At 50.5% G+C, this 20,382-nt stretch carries 16 protein-coding genes, 2 tRNA genes and 2 pseudogenes; 1 reads left to right on the plus strand and 19 read right to left on the minus strand.

The genetic code is table 11. The features are described 5' to 3' along the window. Positions 1-7: 7 nt before the first annotated feature. The 16 genes from ABGT54_RS10805 to spoVT form a co-directional block, all read right to left on the minus strand. Positions 8-80: transfer RNA gene (locus ABGT54_RS10805), tRNA-Gly, on the minus strand. A gap of 91 nt (positions 81-171) precedes the next feature. Continuing rightward, on the minus strand, positions 172-1,986 hold the full coding sequence (gene aspS, locus ABGT54_RS10810; protein ID WP_346664100.1) for an aspartate--tRNA ligase: 1,815 nt from the start codon (positions 1,984-1,986) through the stop codon (positions 172-174). Between the two features lie 25 nt (positions 1,987-2,011). Then, positions 2,012-3,283 (minus strand): histidine--tRNA ligase, encoded by a 1,272-nt coding sequence (gene hisS / locus ABGT54_RS10815; protein ID WP_346664101.1) that lies wholly within the window; start codon positions 3,281-3,283, stop codon positions 2,012-2,014. Then, entirely contained in the window at positions 3,268-4,695 is a 1,428-nt protein-coding gene (hemZ, locus tag ABGT54_RS10820; RefSeq protein ID WP_346664102.1) for a coproporphyrinogen dehydrogenase HemZ, read from the minus strand. The genes hisS and hemZ overlap by 16 nt, the downstream gene beginning before the upstream one ends. Before the next feature lie 3 nt (positions 4,696-4,698). Next, positions 4,699-5,325, minus strand: coding sequence for an MBL fold metallo-hydrolase (locus tag ABGT54_RS10825; protein WP_346664103.1), 627 nt, complete (start codon positions 5,323-5,325; stop codon positions 4,699-4,701). Positions 5,326-5,327: 2 nt separating this feature from the next. Continuing rightward, the gene (locus tag ABGT54_RS10830) at positions 5,328-7,673 is read right to left on the minus strand and encodes a bifunctional (p)ppGpp synthetase/guanosine-3',5'-bis(diphosphate) 3'-pyrophosphohydrolase (RefSeq protein WP_346664104.1); all 2,346 of its coding nucleotides are present in this window, start codon (positions 7,671-7,673) and stop codon (positions 5,328-5,330) included. A gap of 46 nt (positions 7,674-7,719) precedes the next feature. Then, entirely contained in the window at positions 7,720-8,244 is a 525-nt protein-coding gene (locus tag ABGT54_RS10835) for an adenine phosphoribosyltransferase (protein WP_346664105.1), read from the minus strand. A 109-nt stretch (positions 8,245-8,353) separates the two neighbouring features. Beyond that, positions 8,354-10,069, minus strand: coding sequence for a single-stranded-DNA-specific exonuclease RecJ (gene recJ, locus ABGT54_RS10840; RefSeq protein WP_346664106.1), 1,716 nt, complete (start codon positions 10,067-10,069; stop codon positions 8,354-8,356). 112 nt (positions 10,070-10,181) lie between these two features. Next, positions 10,182-12,347, minus strand: a complete 2,166-nt coding sequence (secD, locus tag ABGT54_RS10845; protein WP_346664107.1) for a protein translocase subunit SecD — start codon at positions 12,345-12,347, stop codon at positions 10,182-10,184. A 6-nt stretch (positions 12,348-12,353) separates the two neighbouring features. Beyond that, on the minus strand, positions 12,354-13,784 hold the full coding sequence (gene scfB, locus ABGT54_RS10850; RefSeq protein WP_346664108.1) for a thioether cross-link-forming SCIFF peptide maturase: 1,431 nt from the start codon (positions 13,782-13,784) through the stop codon (positions 12,354-12,356). A 136-nt stretch (positions 13,785-13,920) separates the two neighbouring features. Beyond that, positions 13,921-14,064: a six-cysteine ranthipeptide SCIFF gene (scfA, locus tag ABGT54_RS10855; RefSeq protein WP_101694638.1), complete on the minus strand. Its 144-nt coding sequence runs from the start codon at positions 14,062-14,064 to the stop codon at positions 13,921-13,923. 125 nt (positions 14,065-14,189) lie between these two features. Then, on the minus strand, positions 14,190-15,494 hold the full coding sequence (locus ABGT54_RS10860; protein WP_346664109.1) for a rhodanese-like domain-containing protein: 1,305 nt from the start codon (positions 15,492-15,494) through the stop codon (positions 14,190-14,192). Next, positions 15,478-15,642, minus strand: coding sequence for a hypothetical protein (locus ABGT54_RS10865; protein ID WP_346664110.1), 165 nt, complete (start codon positions 15,640-15,642; stop codon positions 15,478-15,480). Before ABGT54_RS10865 ends, ABGT54_RS10860 begins: the two co-directional genes overlap by 17 nt. Positions 15,643-15,773: 131 nt before the next feature. Next, positions 15,774-16,061: a TIGR04086 family membrane protein gene (locus ABGT54_RS10870; RefSeq protein WP_346664111.1), complete on the minus strand. Its 288-nt coding sequence runs from the start codon at positions 16,059-16,061 to the stop codon at positions 15,774-15,776. A gap of 23 nt (positions 16,062-16,084) precedes the next feature. Continuing rightward, entirely contained in the window at positions 16,085-16,210 is a 126-nt protein-coding gene (locus ABGT54_RS10875; RefSeq protein WP_346664112.1) for a hypothetical protein, read from the minus strand. A gap of 92 nt (positions 16,211-16,302) precedes the next feature. Then, positions 16,303-16,851: a stage V sporulation protein T gene (gene spoVT / locus ABGT54_RS10880; protein WP_346664113.1), complete on the minus strand. Its 549-nt coding sequence runs from the start codon at positions 16,849-16,851 to the stop codon at positions 16,303-16,305. A 117-nt stretch (positions 16,852-16,968) separates the two neighbouring features. Here spoVT and ABGT54_RS10885 point away from each other — a divergent pair. Further along, positions 16,969-17,041: transfer RNA gene (locus tag ABGT54_RS10885), tRNA-Ala, on the plus strand. A gap of 77 nt (positions 17,042-17,118) precedes the next feature. Here ABGT54_RS10885 and ABGT54_RS10890 read toward each other — a convergent pair. From ABGT54_RS10890 to ABGT54_RS10900, 3 genes and pseudogenes are all read right to left on the minus strand, one after another. After that, a complete protein-coding gene (locus tag ABGT54_RS10890; protein ID WP_346664114.1) occupies positions 17,119-17,673 on the minus strand; it encodes an ANTAR domain-containing protein in 555 nt (184 codons plus the stop codon). A gap of 35 nt (positions 17,674-17,708) precedes the next feature. Further along, a pseudogene (glnA, locus tag ABGT54_RS10895) lies at positions 17,709-19,037 on the minus strand (type I glutamate--ammonia ligase). Positions 19,038-19,190: 153 nt separating this feature from the next. After that, positions 19,191-20,367 (minus strand): annotated as a pseudogene (locus ABGT54_RS10900) (glutamate synthase subunit beta); the annotation flags it as partial. Between the last annotated feature and the right edge of the window lie 15 nt (positions 20,368-20,382).

Genomic DNA, 20,382 nt, shown 5'->3' on the forward strand with positions numbered 1-20,382 from the left:
TTTTCAGAGCGACAGACGGGGCTCGAACCCGCGACCCCGACCTTGGCAAGGTCGTACTCTACCAACTGAGCCACTGTCGCGTATTTAGTAGTTATCGTTCATCAGAACAATAACTACTATACTGTATGTCTTAATAAATGTCAACAACTTTTTTTATTTTTTTTACTTTTTTTAAATATCGCTTTCCATCTCCGCCGTTCTGTCCGCTTCCCGTACGAGAAGTCCCAGCTCATCCAGCTGCTTCTGGTCCGCAGGAGTAGGAGCTTCTGTCATCAGACAGGAGGCATCCTTGATCTTTGGAAATGCGATCACGTCCCGGATACTGTCCTGTCCGGCCATCAGCATCACCAGCCGGTCCAGTCCATAGGCAAGCCCTGCATGAGGCGGAACGCCGTATTTAAATGCGTCCAGCAGAAATCCAAACTGCCTGTATGCCTGTTCTTTGGTAAAGCCAAGCACTTCAAACATTTTTTCCTGTATATGGTTCTGATGGATTCTTACACTTCCTCCGCCAATCTCATTGCCGTTCAATACAATGTCATAGGCCTTCGCCCGCACTTTGCCCGGTTCTGTATCAATCAGAGGAAGATCCTCTTCCACAGGCATGGTAAAAGGATGGTGCATGGCCACATACCGGTTCTGCTCCTCGCTCCATTCAAGAAGAGGGAATTCTGTGATCCATACGAAACGGAATTCATCTTTGGAAAGAAGATCCAGCTGTTTAGCCAGTTCTACACGGAGCGCACCAAGACTGTCCCAGACAACCTTATTTTTATCTGCCGCAAACAAAAGCAGATCTCCAGGCTCCGCCTGCATTGCTTCTGTCAGGGCTTTCATCTCTTCTTCGCTCATAAACTTTGCAAAGGATGACTTTACGCTGCCATCCTCCTGAATGGCCGCATAAGCAAGCCCTTTTGCTCCATAATCCTTCACAAAAGCAGTCAGCTTGTCAATCTTCTTTCTGGGCATGCCTCCCTGGCCTTTTACATTGATGCCGCGAACACTTCCGCCCTCCAAAAGCGCTCCGGTAAATACGCCAAATCCGCAGTCCTTAACCACTTTAGATACATCAGTAAGCTCCATTCCGAAGCGGAGATCCGGCTTGTCAGATCCAAAACGGTCCATCGCCTCCTGCCAGGTCATACGCTGAATCGGAAGTTTCACTTCCACGCCCAGCACCTCACGGAAAACCCGTTCCAGATACCTTTCGTTTACTTCAATTACATCGTCAACGTCTACAAAAGAAAGCTCCATGTCAATCTGAGTAAATTCCGGCTGCCGGTCCGCCCGCAGGTCCTCATCCCGGAAGCATCTTGCAATCTGAATATAACGGTCCATACCGGAGCACATCAGCAGCTGCTTATAAAGCTGCGGGGACTGGGGAAGCCCGTAAAAACATCCCGGATGAATACGGCTTGGCACCAGATAATCCCGGGCCCCTTCCGGCGTAGTCTTGCCAAGCATGGGGGTCTCGACTTCCAGGAATCCTTCTTCCGCAAAGAACTGACGCGTCAGTGTCATCACACGGCTCTTCATTTGAAGATTCCGCTGAAGGTCCGGTCTGCGAAGATCTAGATACCGATATTTCAGACGCACCTCTTCTTTAGTCTTTGAATTTTCCTCAATGGGAAACGGAGGAGTCTCGGATTCAGAAAGGATCCGAAGCTGTTCCGGAATGATCTCGATCTCTCCGGTAGAAAGATTGGCATTGACGGCACCGGAACGACGTTCCACCCTGCCCACAATCGCAACCACATACTCTGCGCGAAGCCTGGCTGCCTTTTCGATCAGCGCGCTGTCTGCCTTTCCTTCTTCAAACACCACCTGTATGATCCCTGAACGGTCTCTTACATCCACAAATACCAGTCCGCCTTTGTTGCGGTTCTTCTGCACCCATCCCATAACGGTAACGGTCTGCCCTTCCTGCGCCAGCGACAGTTCCCCGCAGCGATGCGTTCTTTTTAAGCCCTGCATTGACTCTGCCATATTCTTTTCCCTCCTGTATCCTCTCTTACAGCCTGTCTGCAGAATCTGCATAACAGTCTATCATCTCTGTGTACCCTTCTTCTGCCAGCTGTTCCTTTTGAAATTTTTTATTCTTCTTCATCTGAACGATCAGAACCTGACTGCCCTGATCCCGGTCTTTCTTTGCCTTTTCAAATACCTTAAGTAAAGCCTCCGCCGGAAGCTTCTTTTCCAGAAGATAAGCCTTTTTCTGTCGTGTCCCGGGAATCTGATACCCCTGTTCCAGAAGCAGCATCACAATTCTTTCAAATCCAATGGAAAATCCACAGGCCGGCGTATCCTGTCCGGTAAACTTTCCGATCATTTTATCGTATCGGCCTCCTCCTGCCACGGAACCTCCAAAATCGTCCATACGGATCTCAAAGATAGTACCGGTATAATACGACTGTCCTCTTACCATAGTGGGGTCAAACCGGATAGAGAACTCGCATTCTTTTGCAGCCTCCACGCTGGAAATAATCTGCTCCATCCCGTCTGCCGTCTCGTCTTTGAGCTGATCGCCCAGCTTTTCCTTCAGGTAACGGATCCCCGAGACATCTGACGGCGTTTCTTCAAACAGCGTGAGATATTTTTCCACACAGGCCTCCTCATATCCAAGCGCCTTCAGCTCGCTGGCAACGCCTTCTTTCCCGATCTTATCCATTTTATCCAGAATGATGAACACTTCATCATAGTCTTCCTCTTTGAAACCACTATAGGCCGCCATGGCTTTCAGAATATTACGGTCGTTGATACACACCGTAAAGTGCTCAAAATGAATCTTCCCAAGTACCGCCGTGGTAGCCAGGATCAGCTCAATCTCTGCCAGGTTGCTTCCCTCTCCAAGGATATCAATATCGCACTGGGTAAACTGGCGAAATCTCCCCCGCTGCGGCCGGTCTGCTCTCCAGACATTTCCGATCTGAAGCGCCTTGAAGGGAGACGGAAGTTCATTGGAGTGACTGGAATAATATCTGGCCAGAGGAACCGTAAGATCATAGCGAAGTCCGCTGTCCGCCAGGTCATTTTCTTCTTTTGCTTCTTCTATCTTAAGCTTTTCTCCCCGTTTCATAATTTTGAAGATCAGCTTTTCGTTGTCGCCCCCCTGTCTGCTGCACAGATTTTCAATGTGCTCCACGCAGGGCGTCTCAACAGACAGAAATCCATAACTTTTATATGTCTCTTTTATCAGCCCGATCAGATAATCCCGGATCTCCATTTCTCTTGGAAGAATATCCTTCATTCCAGTAACCGGCTTCTTCTTTAACGCCATAACCATTCTCCTTTTCGCTCTGTCATCTCATCGATCCTGTCGATATAGGCGTCTATCGCCTTTACATTCTCAATCCGTATCAGGTTTGTCATTTTTTTCTTCCTGCTTCCGGGCATGGGACAGGGTTTCTTTAGCACTATTTTGGAGGAAGCGCCAGCCCCTGCCGCCAGGATCGTCTGTTTTTCTTCCATAATAAGTATATTGTATATTCCCGCTTTGTCAACCTTTGCATAGCCTACATTCTCAAAATTCCCGGCAATATTTTTCTGCCGGTAAAGATAATAAGGCTCAAGTCCCATACGTTCTGCCGCAAGCGCTGCCTCTTTTGTCATGTCGGCAATCTCGTCCCCGGTCCCTGCTTTTTGATCTTCCCGCCCCATTCTGGCCGCGCGCTTAATGGCAAGCGCATGGACCGTCAGGCTGTCCGGACCAAGGGCCTCGATCTTCCCAAGGGTATCCTGCATATCTTTTGCATCTTCTCCAGGAAGCCCGGCAATCAGATCCATATTAATATTGTCAAATCCAAGCCTGCGCGCTTTCTCAAACGCTTCCACCGTATCCTGTACCGTATGCTTTCTGCCCACCAGGTCCAGGGTCTTTTGCTGCATTGTCTGAGGATTGACCGAGATCCTGGTAATCCCATGTTCCTGGATCACCTTTAATTTTTCTTCTGTGATCGTATCAGGCCTTCCTGCCTCCACCGTATATTCCAGAAGATTCCTGCAGTCAAATTTGTCAGCGATATCATCCAGAAGCCGTTCCAGCTGAAGAGCAGATAAGGAAGTCGGGGTGCCGCCTCCAATATAAACAGCGTCCGGCTTTTTCCCTTCACAACGCTCTGACAGGAACGAGAGTTCACGCATCAGAGCCTGCAGATAATCGTCCACCCGGTCTTTCCAGTCCAGAAGCGATCCGGAACTAAACGAGCAGTAGCTGCAGACAGTCGGGCAAAAGGGAATCCCGACATACAGGCTGAATCCCTTTTCCGGATCCAGCCGGCGCAGAAGACGTTCCTCTCTCCCGGCAATTTCCCAGGCAAGAAGAGCTTTCTCCTTACTGACCAGGTATTCCTTCTCAAACCACTCCAGGAACACATCCTTCTCCCAGTTTTCCTGTCTTTTTTGCATGGCAAGCTTTGTAGGCCTGACTCCGGTAAGGATCCCCCAGGGAAGTTTTCTTTCTGTCTTTTTTGCCAGCAGGTGGTACCAGTCCCTGTCCAGTTCCCTCTTTGCGGCGCCATCCAAAACACCCGCAGGCGCCTCCAGCGACAGTGAGGAGCCGTCCGCAAAATCCGCGCGGACAAAAGGAGAGGCTTTCTCCCCTGGCAGAGAAACCACCTCTTCTCCGGGGAAAAAAGCCTTCACCATATGATACGCATTATAATAATAAGATTCATCTCTGCATGAAATTCGGATCATAGCCTACTCCTGAATAAATGGATTGTTGTCCCGCTCGTACCCGATCATGGTCTCTCCCATGTGTCCCGGGTATACATGAGTATCCGAAGGAAGGGTCATCAGCTTTTCCCGGATCCCCCTGATCAGAGCAGACATACTGCTCCCCTGAAAATCCGTCCGGCCTACGCTTCTCTGAAAGAGCGTATCCCCGCTGAAAAGCACCTTTTCAGATGCCACATAATAACAGCAGCCTCCGGGCGTATGTCCCGGTGTGTGCAGCACCTGGAATTCATATCCTGCAAAAGATAATATCTGTCCGTCCCTCACAGGCTGCGCTCCCCGGAACGTATATCCCGCCGTGTAAATGGCGGACTGGTTCCAGGCGGGATCTTCCAGCATCGGAAGATCTGATTCGTGTACATAGACCGGTACCTGAAACTCCTTCAGAAACCCATCGATCCCCATAATATGATCAAAATGACCGTGTGTCAGGAGGATCGCCTCTACCGTGATCCCTTCTTCACGGATATGATTGAGAATCTTCGGAGAGGCCGAAGCCGGATCGATCACCACTGCATGTTTTGTCTCCTCATTGACTGCCAGATAACAGTTGGTGCTGATAATTCCAGTCACAAATAATTCTACTTTCATCTTTAACCTGTCGTCCTTTCGATATCAATTACGCCTTCCAGCTGGCGGAGTTTTTCGATGATCTTTGCCAGTTCGTCTCTGCCGTGTACAATAAATCCGGTCTCAATGGTCGCGGTTCCCTTCTTACTGGTCCGCACATTCATGGATTTTACATCCACTTCCGCCTCCGTAAAGATCCTGGACATTTCCATCAGAAGCCCCTGACGGTCATAGGTGTACATCTTGATCTCAGCCAGGTACTGGCCTCCGTCTTTTTCCGTCACGTCGCTTTCCCATTCTGCATCGATCAATCTGGCCCGCTCCGCTTCTGTCAGATGGATGATATTGACACAGTCAGTCCGGTGAATGGAAAGTCCTCTCCCCCTTGTCACAAAACCTACGATCTCATCTCCGGGCACCGGATTACAGCACCTGGAGAAACGTACCGCCACATCATCGATTCCTTTTACTACGATCCCGCTTTTCGACTTGGCAATGTGGACCTTATTTCTGGCAGCTTCTGCCACCCGCTCCAGTACCGCCTCATCTGTGAGCTCCTGTTTGTGGTCTTTGTTGTATTCCTCCATCAGCCGGTTGACCACCTGGCCCTCTTTCAGGCCGCCGTGTCCGATTGCCGCAAGGACAGCGTCCCAGTCCCGGAATCCATATTTTTTCTGGACCACTTCCATATATTTGGGCGCCATAATATCACTGGCAGTGATGCCCTTTGACTTACAGTAAGCAGCGATCATCTCTTTTCCACGGATGATGTTGCTCTCTTTAAATTCCTTCTTAAACCATTGGTTGATCTTGTTTTTCGCCTGGGTGCTCTTGACAATATTCAGCCAGTCCCGGCTTGGCCCCCTGGAATTCTGGGAGGTCAGGATCTCGATCCTGTCTCCGTTCTGGATCTTATAGTCAATGTTGACCAGTTTGCCGTTGACCCGGGCCCCCACCATCTTATTTCCCACCGCGCTGTGGATCGCGTAAGCAAAATCAATAGGGGTGGAACCATTTGGCAGATTCTTTACGTCTCCCTGCGGGGTAAAGCAGTAAACATCTTCTGCAAACAGATCCAGGTCTCCCTTTATGAGATTCAAAAACTCCCGGTTGTCTGACATATCCCTTTGCCACTCCAGGATCTGTCTAAGCCAGCTTAATTTTTCTTCCTCCTGCGCCTCCACGCTCTTCTTCCCGTCATTGGATTCTTTGTATTTCCAGTGGGCCGCGATACCATATTCTGCTGTCTTATGCATCTCCTGAGTCCGGATCTGGATCTCAAAGGGCTGGCCCACAGAACTCATCAGCGTCGTGTGCAGAGACTGATACATATTTGGCTTTGGCATGGCGATATAATCCTTGAATCTTCCGGGGATCGGCGTATACATCTCATGGATCACGCCCAGGGCGGCGTAACAGTCTTTCACCGTGTCCACAATGATCCGGACAGCAAACAGATCGTAAATCTGATCCACTGTTTTGTCCTGATTCACCATCTTTTTATAAATACTGAAGAAATGCTTCACCCTGCCGTTGACCTCTGCCTTGATATTGGCATTCTTCATATGTGCGGAAACCTCATCCACAATCTGCTGAACAAACTCCTCCCGCTCCGTCTTTCTGGAATTGATCTGCCGCACCAGGTCAAAAAAGACCTCCGGCTGGGAATATTTCAGCGCCAGGTCATCCAGTTCCGTCTTGATCTTGGAAATACCCAGCCGCTGTGCAATGGGCGCGTAGATATCCATGGTTTCCCTGGCTTTTTCTTTCTGCTTGGCCGGGGTCATATACTGAAGCGTCCGCATATTGTGCAAACGGTCCGCAAGCTTAATGATAATGACCCGGATATCCTTTGCCATGGCAAGGAACATCTTTCTTAAGTTTTCCGCCTGGAGCTCCAGTTTGTCTGAAGAATAAGACAGACGTCCCAACTTGGTAACGCCGTCCACCAGAAGCGCAACCTCTTCTCCAAACTCCTTCTTGATCTCTTCTTCCGTATACCTGGTATCCTCTACCACATCATGGAGAAGGCCCGCCGTGATGGTCTCCTTATCCATTTCCAGATCCGCCAGGATGATCGATACCCACAACGGATGAATGATATAAGGCTCCCCTGACTTCCGGCACTGATCCCCGTGGGCTTCTTTTGCCAGCTGATAGGCCTTCTCGATCATCGACACATCCGTAGAGGGATGATATTTCCGGATCCGGGCAATTAACAATTCAAAGAGTCGGTCGGGATCTTCATAATCCCCGGGCGCCTTTACGGCATGACCATCCACGATCTTCAGGCCGCGGAAAGTGTCTTCAGTAATAGACTCCGGTGCGATCCTTCCGTCGACTGCTTCATAGGTTGTGGTCTGTGACATACGAACGCCACCTCTCTTTCTTCTCTCTCATTTCTGTGTACATTCCTTACTTTCCGGGATAAACAATGACAGAATCCACCTCGCAGTCCTTCAGACGATCCCGTCCTTTCAGTCCTGCAAGCTCCATCAGAAACACCGCTTTTACTACACGGCCTCCCAGACTTTCCACCAGTTTGACCATAGCCTCATTGGTCCCTCCGGTTGCGATCAGATCATCGATCAGTACCACCTTCTGTCCCGGCTTTATCGCGTCCCTGTGGATCTCAAGCTCTGCCACATCATATTCCAGTTCATAGCGGATGGACACGGTTTCCCGCGGAAGTTTCCCTTTCTTCCGGATGGGGATAAAGGGTTTGTGAAGCGCGTATGCAATAGGCGCTCCAAAAAGAAATCCTCTGGATTCCGCTCCCGCGATCACATCAAAAGACACGCCTTCCAGCTTTTCCATCATCCGGTCAATGGCCAGCTGAAATCCATCTGCATCCTGCAATACGCTGGTCACATCCCGGAAAATAATCCCCTGCTCCGGAAAATCCGGAATACTGATCACATAATCTTCTATCCGCTTCATGCTTTCTTCTCCATTCGCCAAAAATATTAATATAAACTTAAGTATATCATTAGTTTCTCTTATTTTCAAACTATTCTGTACATTTCCTAAGCATTTCCTAAGCAATGACTTATTTCATGATCTGGTAATGCGTGATCACGATCTGAACCGTAACTCTTCCCTGATATTCGTTGATCTGCGGATAATAAGTCACAAGGAAACGCTGTCCGGGATCTCCGAAAGGTTCTTCTTCTTTTCCAAAATACAGGGCCTCGATCCGGGTTCCCTGGGGATCTACAGCCTGCATCTTTATTACATTCCGGTGTTTCCCCAGAATCCTGGGGGCCTGAAACCCGATATTTCTGGCCGCAAACACTGGTTTTGTATTGCCCTTTCCAAAAGGTTCCAGGAGCGCAAGCTCCCGGATCAGCTCTTCTGTCACGCAGGAAAACGGCAGTTCCATGTCGATCACCACTTTTTCCTGCATCTCCTCCGCAGTCAGCCGGCAGTTTTCATTTAATGCCTGACGGAAGGATTCCAGGTTGTCCCGTCTCATGGAAAGACCTGCCGCCTGCCGGTGTCCGCCATATTTTGTCAGAAGTCCTTTGCACCTGCTAAGCTCCTCATACATAGAATAAGCCTCTATGGACCTCCCGGATCCTTTCAGACCGTCTCTGGCGTCTGTCAAAATAAACACGGGCTTTCCATAGGTTTCCCGGACTCTTCCGGCCACGATCCCTGCCAGACTCTCATGGCAGCCAGGAAGATAGATCACCAGAACTTTATCCTTCCGAAGCGCTGAAGCTTCCACCATCTGACAGGCCTCTCTCACTGCAGCTTCCGTCATTTCCTTACGGCTGTCATTCAGGGCTTTTAAATCTCCGGCCAGAAGAGCCGCCTCCCTGGCCGTATCCGCCAGCAGAAGATCCAGAGATCTTTTGGCCGTATCCAGTCTTCCGCCTGCATTGAGACAGGGGCCGATGACAAAACCGATATGATAGGCGTTCAGATGTTTTCCGGCAAGCCCCGTATATTCCAGAAGCGCTTTGAGCCCCGGATTCTTTGTCCGTTCCAGCATCTGCAGGCCTTCCTTTACAAAGATCCGGTTTTCCTCTTTAAGATCCATAACATCCCCCACCGTTGCAATGGCTACATTTTCAATCAGGTCATCCAGATCTTCTGCATCTCTTCCCACAGACTCCCACAGAGCCTCCATCAGTTTGTATGCCACAGCCGCTCCGCAAAGACCAGAAAACGGGTACTCGCAGTCTTCCCGCCTGGGATCTACCACTGCATCTGCCGGAGGAAGCAGATACTGTTTCTCCCCTTTCCACTCTTCATAAGGCACTTCATGGTGGTCGGTAACAATCACCGTAAGCCCCTGCTCTTTCGCATACTGGATCTCTTCTGACGCCGCGATCCCGTTGTCACAGGTGATCACGGTGTCCACTCCTGCATCCAGGGCGCGCCGAAGAAGGTGGATGCTAAGTCCGTAACCGTCCGCCACCCGGTCCGGAATGTCGCTGTCTGCTGTTACGCCCAGTCTTCTAAGGCCCTCCAGCAGGATATAAGTGGCATTGACGCCATCAATGTCATAATCCCCGATCACACGGATTCTTTTCCCCTCTGCAATTTTTTCCCTTAGGATGGCCACAGCCTTATCCATGTCTTTCATCAGCATTCCATCGTAAAGATCCGCCAGCGTACCGTTCAGGTAACGGGATATGGCTCCGTCTCCCACCACATCCCGGTTGCGGATCAGGCAGGCAAGCCTGGGGCTGATCCCAAACCGCTCTGATATTTTCAGAAAATCTGCCCCCTTTCGGAGCAGGACCCATCTTTCCATTTTCGTCCTCCTTCCCGCAGCTTTCGGAAACGCTTCCCGGATCTTCCTGCAGCCTGATGGAAAGAAACGGCCTGCCAACCGGATGGCACAGCCGTTTCTTTTTTTATCAGATTTATTTCTTTACAGATGCTTTTGCTTTTTTTGCGCCGATTCTGGTTTTCATCACATACCACAGCGCGCCGGTAATGCACACCGAAGAATATGCGCCCCAGACGATACCTACCATAAGAGGCAGGGCAAACTCTTTGATGGAGCTGACACCCAGCACGAAAAGCACTGCCACCATGACAAACGTAGTCAGGTTGGTATAGATACTTCTGGTCAGCGTCTCATTGATACTTCGATTGACCAGTCCTTCCATATCCGTCGTCCTGGTCTTGTAATGCAGTTCCTCACGGATACGGTCAAAGATTACAATGGTAGCATTGATCGAGTAACCTACAATTGTCAGGATACATGCGATAAAGGTATTGCCGATAGCGATCCTGGATACCGCATAGAACAGGATGACCACAACCACATCGTGGAGCAGAGCCAGCACCGCGCTGGTCGCAAAGCGGATATCCTTAAACCGCAGCCAGATATAGAGCAGCATGAATACGGCGGCGATCGCAACGGCAACGATGGCATCCTGGCGCATCTCGCTGCTGACCGTAGAGCTGATATTCTCTGCCGTGATCGTGGAAGGATCCACCTGGAACTCATCTGCAAGCGCCTGATTCAGTTCTTCACGCTGATCCAGATTCAAAGTAACGGTCTTGATGATCACCTGATTGGTACCAGCCACCTTCTGTGTCTGTACGTTGTGATCGCCGGTCACATCCTCTACCACCGGAACGATCTCTTTATCAATCTCATTGATGGAGTAATCTCTGTCAAATTCTACGGTAGTGGAGGTTCCTCCCTCAAACTCCAGTCCGTAGGCAAAAAATCCCTTTCCCTGCGACTGGTTAAAGCCCATCACCGCAAGTCCGATCACCATCACTGCAATAGACAGGGTGAAGAAATATTTCTTTCTTCCCAGGAAGTTGAATTCCTTTCTCTCTTTTTTCGGATGATAGTAGAGAGATTCCTTCTTAAGCCCCAGTGCATAGAAGGCAAAAATAATCAGTCTGGTAATTACAAGCGCTGTAAACATGGACACAATGATACCGATCGCAAGAGTCTGTGCAAATCCCTTGACTGTACCGGAGCCTCTGAACCAGAGTACTGCCGCGGCGATCAGAGTGGTCACATTGCCGTCCACAATGGCAGACATGGCTTTCTGGAATCCTGTCTTCAGCGAATTCTTCACGCTCTTGCCCCGGGCCATCTCTTCCCGGACACGGGCAAAGATGATAACATTGGCATCCACCGCCATACCGATACTTAAGACGATACCGGCGATACCGGGCAGGGTCAGCGTAACATTAAACGCATTTAAGATCACCAGTACGATCTCGATATAGATCAGAAGCGCGATCCCTGATGCCAGTCCCGGCAGATAATACACCAGAATCATAAAGATAAATACGATCGCGAAACCAATGGCTCCTGCCAGAAGGCTGGTGCTGATCGCTTCTTCGCCGAGCTGGGCTCCCACCACATTGGATCTTAACTCTTTCAGCTCCAGCTGCAGGCCGCCGATCCGGATCGTGGAGGCCAGATTGTTCGCCTCATCATAGGTGAAATCTCCTGTAATATAGGCCACGCCGCCGGTGATGGCAGACTGCACCGTAGGACTGCTGATCGTCTCTCCGTCATAGATAATGGAGATCGGCTGTCCGATATTTGCCTCTGTCGCATCGGCAAACTTTTTCTTACCTTCTTCGTTCAGTACAAGCTCCACGGAATACTCTGCATTTCCCATATCGTCCTGGCCAGACTGCACACTGGCAGTATCCACATCTGCTCCGGTAATCACGGACTCTCCATCCGTGGTCTGAAATTCCAGAGAGCCGGGTTTTCCAAGTTCATCCAGGATCTTATTGGCGTCTGTCACACCCGGGATCTCAATATTGATCCGGTCATCGCCTTCCTGGTATACGCTGGCCTCGGTACTGTACTGCTCCACACGCAGCTGCAGTTTATAAATGGTATCGCTCATCTCCTCAGCCGACGGATTTTTATCTTCTACCTGATAGGTAATGCTGACGCCTCCCGCCAGATCCAGACCAAGCTTAATATTCTTCATCGCGCCGGTGCCGGTTTTTCCAAAACCAACGGCTGTCGTAAATCCAAGAAGAACTATTACGGCAGCCACCAGGATCAGGCTGATTATCCCCTTCTTTTTTGTCATGTTTCTTTACTTCCTTTCCTCGTTTTCCCGCGCGGACGCTTCATCCGCCAGCGCAGCTTTTATCATGATCGCACATTCCACCCGCTTGCGCTGCATCTCGCAGCCAATGTCATAGGTGTCATGGATCGTTCCGTGGAAATGATAGGAATTGGCCATGCACCCGCCGCTGCAGTAGAATTTTGCAAAACATTTCTTACACTTTTCTTTGGAATAGACATTGCAGTTGCGAAAATCATCTGCAATCTCCGGCCTGACGATCCCTTCGTCCACATTTCCCATCAGGAAGTCATCCTCACCGACAAACTGATGACAGGGATAGAGATCTCCCCAGGGCGTCACTGCCAGATATTCCGTACCGGATCCACATCCGGAAAGTCGTTTTGCCAGGCAGGGACCTCCGTCCAGGTCTATCATAAAATGGAAGAAATGAAAACCTTTTCCTTCCTTTTCCCTCTGAATCATAATTTTAGCCAGTTTGTCGTACTCATCCAGGATCTTTGGCAGATCCTCTTCCCGGATGGCATAGGGATCCGTTTCCGGCCCCACCACCGGTTCCACAGACATCTGCTTAAAGCCAAGATCTGCGAAATGCAGGATGTCCTCGGAAAAGTCAAGATTATTCCGGGTAAATGTTCCCCGTACATAATAGCGTTCCTGATTTCTGCTGTCCGCAAGCTTCTGAAACTTTGGAACGATCAGGTCGTAACTACCCGCGCCGTTTCTAAAGGGGCGCATCCTGTCATTGACTTCTTTTCTTCCGTCCAGGCTTAACACGACGTTGTCCATTTCCCGGTTGACAAATTCCTGGATCTCATCGTTCAAAAGAACGCCGTTGGTGGTAATGGTAAAGCGAAAATGCTTATTATGGATCTTTTCCTGCTCACGTCCGTATGCCACCAGATCCTTTACCACCTGCCAGTTCATCAGCGGCTCGCCGCCAAAGAAATCCACTTCCAGGTTCCTGCGGCTTCCGGAATTTGCGATCAGAAAATCCAGCGCCTTTTTCCCCACTTCATAACTCATCAGCGCACGGCGCCCATGGTATTCCCCCTCTTCTGCAAAACAGTATTTACATGCCAGGTTGCAGTCGTGAGCAATGTGAAGACAGAGCGCTTTTACTACTGTTTTTCTCTTTTTTACTTCTTCAATCATGCACTCACAGGTATCCGGCACAAACAACTGCCCGGCTTCTGTAAGTTCTGCCAGATCGCTTAACGCTTCCTCGATGTCCTCTTCTGCGTAAACACCGGAAAGTGTTTCTTTTACCATCGCCGCTGTCTGAAGGTCTCTTAACTCCTCCGGACGGTAGTCTTTCTCCGGTTCCCTGTTCACAAGCGTCTGGAGCACGTCGTAGCACAGGTCGTCCAGCACATGGACCGCGCCGCTGCAGACATCAAGAGCGATGTTATATCCATTGTTTTTATATTGATGAATCAAGGTCGTACCCCTTCCTTAATATCGTATTTTTGATCCGCCTTGCGAAAACAACACAAGAGAGCCTGGCTTCCCAGACTCTCAAAGCTAAAGTGCCTTTTCCGGCCTTCTCCACTCTTTATGGATCCTTTTTAACAGACTATTTCTTCTGCTCGCAGGTCTGATTTCCCACAGTGCAGGAAGTCTTGCATGCAGACTGGCAGGATGTCTGGCACTCGCCGCATCCGCTCTTTTTCAGGTTGTTGTTCATGGTCTGTGTATTTAATGTTTTCACATGTTTCATCGTCACATTCCTCCTTATCTTTCCTTAACTTCTGCTATTATATCATCTTACTCCTGATTACGCAATCCATTTTCTTAAGGAAATCCGGGTCTGTCCTGTCTGTATCTTTCAAAAACACCCCTGTTTTACTCCAGTCTCCCATCCGTCTCGGTCCAGCCCCAGAAGGACTCGTCGTAATTGTAGCTCTTCTCATATCCGCACATTTCCAGAACCAGCTGCATGTATGCAGATCGGATCCCTCCGGTGCAATAGCAGACGATCTGGTCTGTTTTTTCAAGGCCTGCATTTTCAAACCATTTGGTCAGTTCCTTTACCGGCCGCAGCGTACCGTCTGCGTAAAACAGATCCGTATACCGCAGATGGATCGCTCCTGGCAGATGTCCGCCGGCCTTTTCATTAAAAAGCTGTTTGCCATTATATTCCGCGTCATCACGAACATCAATGACTTTATACTCCCCGTAATGATTCTTCAGTTTCTCCGTGGTCATCACATGTGCAGCGTCCACCTCCGTCACACGGGCGTCGGTTCTTACGGGTACGGAGCTTCCCTGCTGCGTAGGCGCTCCTGCAGCGATCAGGGCCTTATATCCGCCATCTACCACTTTGACCTCTGTATAACCTGCTGCACGCAGCTGCCACAAAAGGCGGGAATCATCGCCCCATCCAGGCTTCGTCTCTCCCAGCAGAATAATCTCTTTGTCTTTGGAAAGGCCGAGACTGCTGAAGATTTCATTCATATCCGCCGCGCTTTTCATCTGATACCACCCGGGCGCCCCTGTGCGGCTGCCCGGATTCATCTGGTCTGCCCATTCCTTCCAGCCTGTGACCACCGCGCCTTTCACGGTCTCGCTGCCCGCGTGATCCCCTGCATCTACAAAGATCACGTTCGGATCGCCAACTTTTGCGAGCGCTTCCTGTGCATCTATTACATAAGCGCCCTCAAAAGGAACCAGAAGTCTTAAAATCATAGTAGCAATCTCCGCCCGGCTTGCATTTGCCTGGGGATCCAGATATTTTTCTCCGGTAGCCAGATCATTTTTACCGCTGATCACACCGGAAGCCACCGCCCATTCCATATACTCTTTCGCAAAATCGCTGACACTTTCCCCGTCCGGAAAGCCGGAAAGATCTTCCGCCACAGACACATCGTACTCCATATATTCCATGTATCCGTAGATCATTTTAGCAATCTGCTCTCTGGTGATCATGTCATTGGGACCGAAATTGCCGTTGTCATAGCCCCCGGCCACTCCTGCCTGGGAAGCCCATGTCACAGCATTGTAATACCACTGATTCGCCGGCACATCAGGAAAGTACCCTCCCTGATCCACATCCGGGCTTCCGGCCATACGATATAATACGGTCGCGAACTGTGCCCGGGGGATATCCGATCCCGGCTCAAAACTGGAGCCGTCACCGACTCCTGTCATAATCCCTTTTTTCTCCAATCTCGGACACATTGCTGTAATACCAGGCTCCTGGCGTCACATCGTTATATTCTTTCGCCTGAACACTCACAGGCAGTACCATAACCGCTGCTGCCGCTGCCATCACTGTAAGCAGGGTTCTTCCTTTCATACTTCGTTCTCCCTTCCTGTTTTTGCATGCTTACTTCTCTCCCCATTATATCCTTCCGCTGCCGTCTCGTCCAATCGCATTCCTCAATATATTTATTGAATCCATCTATCTCCCCACCCTGGCAGGTTTTCTTATTCCAGACAAAAAAAAGTGACGTTTCCGTCACTTTTATTGACTCCCATCTTTCCTTTTAAGAAATCATGGCTCCCGCCATTCCTCCTCCGGGTGCACAGGATCCATGTGCTGAACAGATGCCAGGTGTCTGCGCTTAATGAATGATATACTCCAAGCGTAATCACTACAAGCAACAGAAAGTAGCTGCTGCCAAGCAGCAACCCCCACAGAAACCTCCGCACTTTTGCCAGCTTTCCAATCACGATCCCGCCGGCAAATGTGGCCAGTACATAAACCGCGATCACTGCCGCAGATACGCTTTTTTCCGTCAGCTCCAGCCGGTATAAAAGCCCATTGCCAGCAAAAGAAGCAGGATCCCTGTTACTATGTAAGATACCAGAAGTCCCTTCAGCACCCACAGGATCCTGGTATCTCTACGCAGTTTTCTTTCCATTCCTCGTCCCTCCTTGTCTATCACAACGTATGACAGGAATGGCCCGGTTATTCCTCTCCAATTTCTTTTTTCGCAACAAAGCCGTCGTAATCTTACTGTTCCATCTGCCGTCCCAGAAAATCTGCCGCGCATCCGGCCACTTTCTGTTCTGCACCGGTAAATGGCTTCTTCCCGTCTCTGGAAAGAAGGATCACGCCTCCGATCACATCCCCTTCACAGATGACAGGATGGATGATCTCTCCTGCGTATTCTACTTCCTGTTCACTGACGATCCGCACGCCGGCCTGCTCCTGATCCGGAAACATTACCGCTGTCCGTTCGTTTAAGATCTTTCCCAGCTGGCTGCTGATGTATTTGTCCGCCAGGTCTTTTTTCCCTGTGCCTGCCGCTGCCACCACCTGATCCATATCGCAGATGCACGCCAGACACCCTGTTGTCTGGGCCAGGCTCTCCGCATACTGCCCGGCAAACGCCGAGAGTTCTCCGATGGGTGAATATTTCTTCAAGATGATCTCGCCCTCCCTGTCGGTAAAGATCTCCAGAGGATCTCCCTCCCGGATCCGAAGGGTCCGCCGGATCTCCTTTGGGACCACCACTCTACCCAGATCATCAATCCTTCTGACTATTCCCGTTGCTTTCATAAGTTTCTCCTTTTGAATGATTTTGCTATTAGTATCACTCGTTTTGGAAAAAATATGAATAAGAAGCCAAAATTCAGTTCTTGATTTTTTTATCTTCTGTGCTATACTTTTAGACATGGGGCATTAGCGCAGTTGGGAGCGCGCAACATTCGCATTGTTGAGGCCACGGGTTCGAATCCCGTATGCTCCATATTTTAAAAACCGCGTATTTCAACTACGCGGTTTTTCATATCTACACGATTTTCCCTCTATAATAATAACTTGCACTCACTCAATCTCATCACAGATCAGCCGCAGGATCATCTGGGCCGTCTCCACCATATTGGTCCCGTTGTCCATACTGCATTTCTGGATATACCGGTAGGCGGCTTCTTCTGTCAGGTGATTCCGGTCCATCAGAAGATACTTGGCGTTGCGGATATAGTTTTCTTCCTGTTCGCTCCTCTTCTTTGGACTTTTTTTGTCCTTCTTATACCGCCGCTCCACCTGATGGAGGACCATCTCCACGGTATTGACAAGGTCATAGACCTTCACCGGCATGGTGACGGCGATGATCCCGCCTCCTGCCGCGCTTACCACATTGGGGGAGCCGATCAGCAGCATCTCAAAATACCGGGGCATGCATTCCAGAAGCTGGGTGTAATGCATATCCGACAGCCGGCAGCTGCAGATGAACAGACCTCTCTGGTGCTGGTTTGCCTCGATTAAAGCTGCGGAGGCAGTCGTACAGGATACTACATGTTCAAATCCGTGACTCATCAAGATCTTCCGTATCCGCTTTGCATCTTCCATCTTGGGTAATGCCACAATGATGATGCTCATAGACTGCCTCCCGCCTTTTCTCTTAGTTTAGTCTGTCAGATCTGGTACAAATACTGGGCAAGTTCCCACTCGGAGACCTGCTTCATATAACTCTTCCACTCTTTTCTCTTTCCCTTCTTATAATGTTCCAGGAAAGAAGCTCCAAGGGTCTCTTCCACCCAGGGATCTTGTTCCATCTCAAATAACGCAACGCTCAGATTCTCCGGAAGCGCCTGGATCCCCTGCTCCTTCTTCTCTTCCTCAGAGAGTTCCCGGATACTTTTCACCAGTTCCGGCGGGGCTTCCATCCCCTGTTCCATCCCGTGGATCCCTGCCTCCAGGCACAGGGCGAACACCAGGTAGGGATTGGCCGACGGATCCGGGCTTCTCAGTTCTATGGTCTTCTCCTCTTTCATTCCCCGGCACACTTTGACAAGAGCCGTTCTCTGGGTGCGGACCAGGTTACATCCGAAGGCGCCTCAAATCCGGCACCAGCCGCTTGTAGGAATTCACCAGAGGATTGAACACAGCCGTCATACCCCGGATATGCTCCATGACACCTGCCAGGAACCCATAGGCCTCACGGCTGAGTCCCAGCCGGTCAGCCGGATCTTCAAATACATTTTTCCCGTCTTGATACAGGGCCATATTGATGTGCATGCCGGAACCGTTCACCTCAGCCTTTGGCTTTGGCATAAACGTGGCGTGAAGGCCGTGGCGCTTGGCGATGGTCCGCACCGCCACCTTGAAGGTCATCAGCTTATCCGCCGTCTCCATCACATCCGACATGGTAAAATCAATCTCATGCTGTCCGGGGCGATCTCGTGATGGGAAGAAGCCACTTCATATCCCATCTCCTCCAGAGTCAGCACAATGTCTCTCCTTGCGTTTTCTCCCAGGTCCACCGGACTTAAGTCCATAAATCCCGCCCGCTCATGGGTCAGCGTGGTGGGCGCCCCGTTGTCGTCGGTATGGAACAGGAAGAACTCACACTCCGGATTGACCTTAAAGGTATATCCTTTCTCCTTTGCTTTCTTTACCGCCTCCTGAAGGATATACCTGGGGCTTTCTTTGTAGGGCGTGCCGTCCGCCTTATAGATATCGCAGATAAATCTGGCCACCTTCCCCTGCTGGGGCCGCCAGGGCAGAATGCAGAAGGTGTCAAGATCCGGGTGGAGATACATGTCCTCCTCTTCATTTCTGTAGAAGCTTTCCATGGAAGAAGCGTCGATGACACATTCGTTGTCCATGGCTTTTTCCAGCTTGCCAAACGGGATCGCGATATTCTTCATGGTACCGAACATATCGGTAAACTGAAGACGGATAAATTCCACGTCTTCCTCCTCTGCCATACGTAAGATATCCTCTCTGGTGTATTTCCCCATCATCACCAACCTGTCCTTTCTCCGTACACCGGTTAATAAAAAGGGCGCACTTACCCGGGGGTTCCCCGGATAAGAACGCCGTTGTCCTTTATGGGCCTATTATAGCAGTGCAGGTTTGAAATGTCAACCTTCCCAGGACTCGATTCCCAGTACCTAATATCCCATCAGGTCGTGGTCCCCCCTCCGCGGCCTTTCTTCCCTCCGTGATGGCCCACACCACCAGAGACTGGCCCCGGATATCCACGCAGGTAATCACTCCGCACGCTGGTCTGGTATGCCCCGGGCTCTGTGCGCACATTGGTCCTTGGGTCCAGCTCCACCTCTGAAAGGCGTCGGTCACATAGGGCTGACTTCCCAGGAATCCGGCGGCGATCAGCACCAGCTGGGCCTCCACCACCTTCTGGGTCCCCTTCTACCGGCTCATGTTCATCCGTCCGGTCTTCTCGTCTTTCTTTGGTTCCAGGCTGACGATCCGGGCTTTTGCCACATTGCCTTTCTCATCCTTCAGAAATTCTGTCACCGTGGTCTGATAGATCCTGGGGTCCTTTCCAAAGACGGCGATGGCCTCTTCCTGCCCGTAATCGGTCTTCAAAACTTTGGGCCATTCCGGCCAGGGATTGCCGGCAGTTCTTCTTCCGGCGGCTTTGGCATCATCTCCAGCTGGGTGACCGATCTTGCGCCCAGACGGATCGCCGTTCCCACACAGTCGTTGCCCGTGTCTCCGCCGCCGATGACCAGCACATGCTTTCCCTTTACCGGGAGGAAGGAACCGTCCTTCAGATCCGAATCCAGAAGGCTTTTGGTCACGGAAGTCAGGAAATCTACGGCAAAGGCAATGTTCCCTGCGTCTCTTCCGGCACCTTGATATCCCTTGGGTTGGACGCCCCGCAGGCCAGGACCACCCGGTCATATTCCTTCAGAAGATCCTTTGCTTTCACGTCTTTTCCCACGTCCACAGAGGTCTGGAAAACAACCCCTTCCGCTTCCATCAGCGCACTCTCCGGTCGATCAGGGATTTCTCAGTTTCATATTGGGGATCCCGTAGCGGAGGAGTCCTCCCACCCGGTCCCTTCTCTCATATACGGTGACCTGATGGCCTTTCCGGTTCAGTTCCTGCGCAGCCGCAAGCCCGGATGGGCCGCTTCCCACCACCCGCGACCTTCTTTCCGGTGCGAACAGGCGGGATCTTTGGCGTTACCCAGCCTTTTTCCCAGGCAGTCTCAATGATGGCTTTCTCATTGTCTTTCGTACTCACCGGATCCCCGTTCAGCCCGCAGGTACAGGCAGCCTCGCAGAGGGCCGGACACACATGGCTTGTAAACTCCGGGAAACACGCGATCTAGTG

Origin of the sequence: uncultured Merdimonas sp. (genome assembly GCF_963929015.1) — a bacterium.
GTDB lineage: Bacteria > Bacillota > Clostridia > Lachnospirales > Lachnospiraceae > Merdimonas.

Coding starts and splice junctions, on each gene's coding strand:
- ABGT54_RS10875 (WP_346664112.1), bottom strand. CDS start 16,210: ATGGAAAGAAAACTGCGTAGAGATACCAGGATCCTGTGGGTGCTGAAG.
- ABGT54_RS10890 (WP_346664114.1), bottom strand. CDS start 17,673: ATGAGCATCATCATTGTGGCATTACCCAAGATGGAAGATGCAAAGCGG.
- hemZ (WP_346664102.1), bottom strand. CDS start 4,695: ATGATCCGAATTTCATGCAGAGATGAATCTTATTATTATAATGCGTAT.
- secD (WP_346664107.1), bottom strand. CDS start 12,347: ATGACAAAAAAGAAGGGGATAATCAGCCTGATCCTGGTGGCTGCCGTA.
- hisS (WP_346664101.1), bottom strand. CDS start 3,283: ATGGTTATGGCGTTAAAGAAGAAGCCGGTTACTGGAATGAAGGATATT.
- ABGT54_RS10860 (WP_346664109.1), bottom strand. CDS start 15,494: ATGACAGGAGTCGGTGACGGCTCCAGTTTTGAGCCGGGATCGGATATC.
- recJ (WP_346664106.1), bottom strand. CDS start 10,069: ATGGAAAGATGGGTCCTGCTCCGAAAGGGGGCAGATTTTCTGAAAATA.
- ABGT54_RS10835 (WP_346664105.1), bottom strand. CDS start 8,244: ATGAAGCGGATAGAAGATTATGTGATCAGTATTCCGGATTTTCCGGAG.
- scfA (WP_101694638.1), bottom strand. CDS start 14,064: ATGAAACATGTGAAAACATTAAATACACAGACCATGAACAACAACCTG.
- spoVT (WP_346664113.1), bottom strand. CDS start 16,851: ATGAAAGCAACGGGAATAGTCAGAAGGATTGATGATCTGGGTAGAGTG.
- aspS (WP_346664100.1), bottom strand. CDS start 1,986: ATGGCAGAGTCAATGCAGGGCTTAAAAAGAACGCATCGCTGCGGGGAA.
- ABGT54_RS10865 (WP_346664110.1), bottom strand. CDS start 15,642: ATGAAAGGAAGAACCCTGCTTACAGTGATGGCAGCGGCAGCAGCGGTT.
- ABGT54_RS10830 (WP_346664104.1), bottom strand. CDS start 7,673: ATGTCACAGACCACAACCTATGAAGCAGTCGACGGAAGGATCGCACCG.
- ABGT54_RS10825 (WP_346664103.1), bottom strand. CDS start 5,325: ATGAAAGTAGAATTATTTGTGACTGGAATTATCAGCACCAACTGTTAT.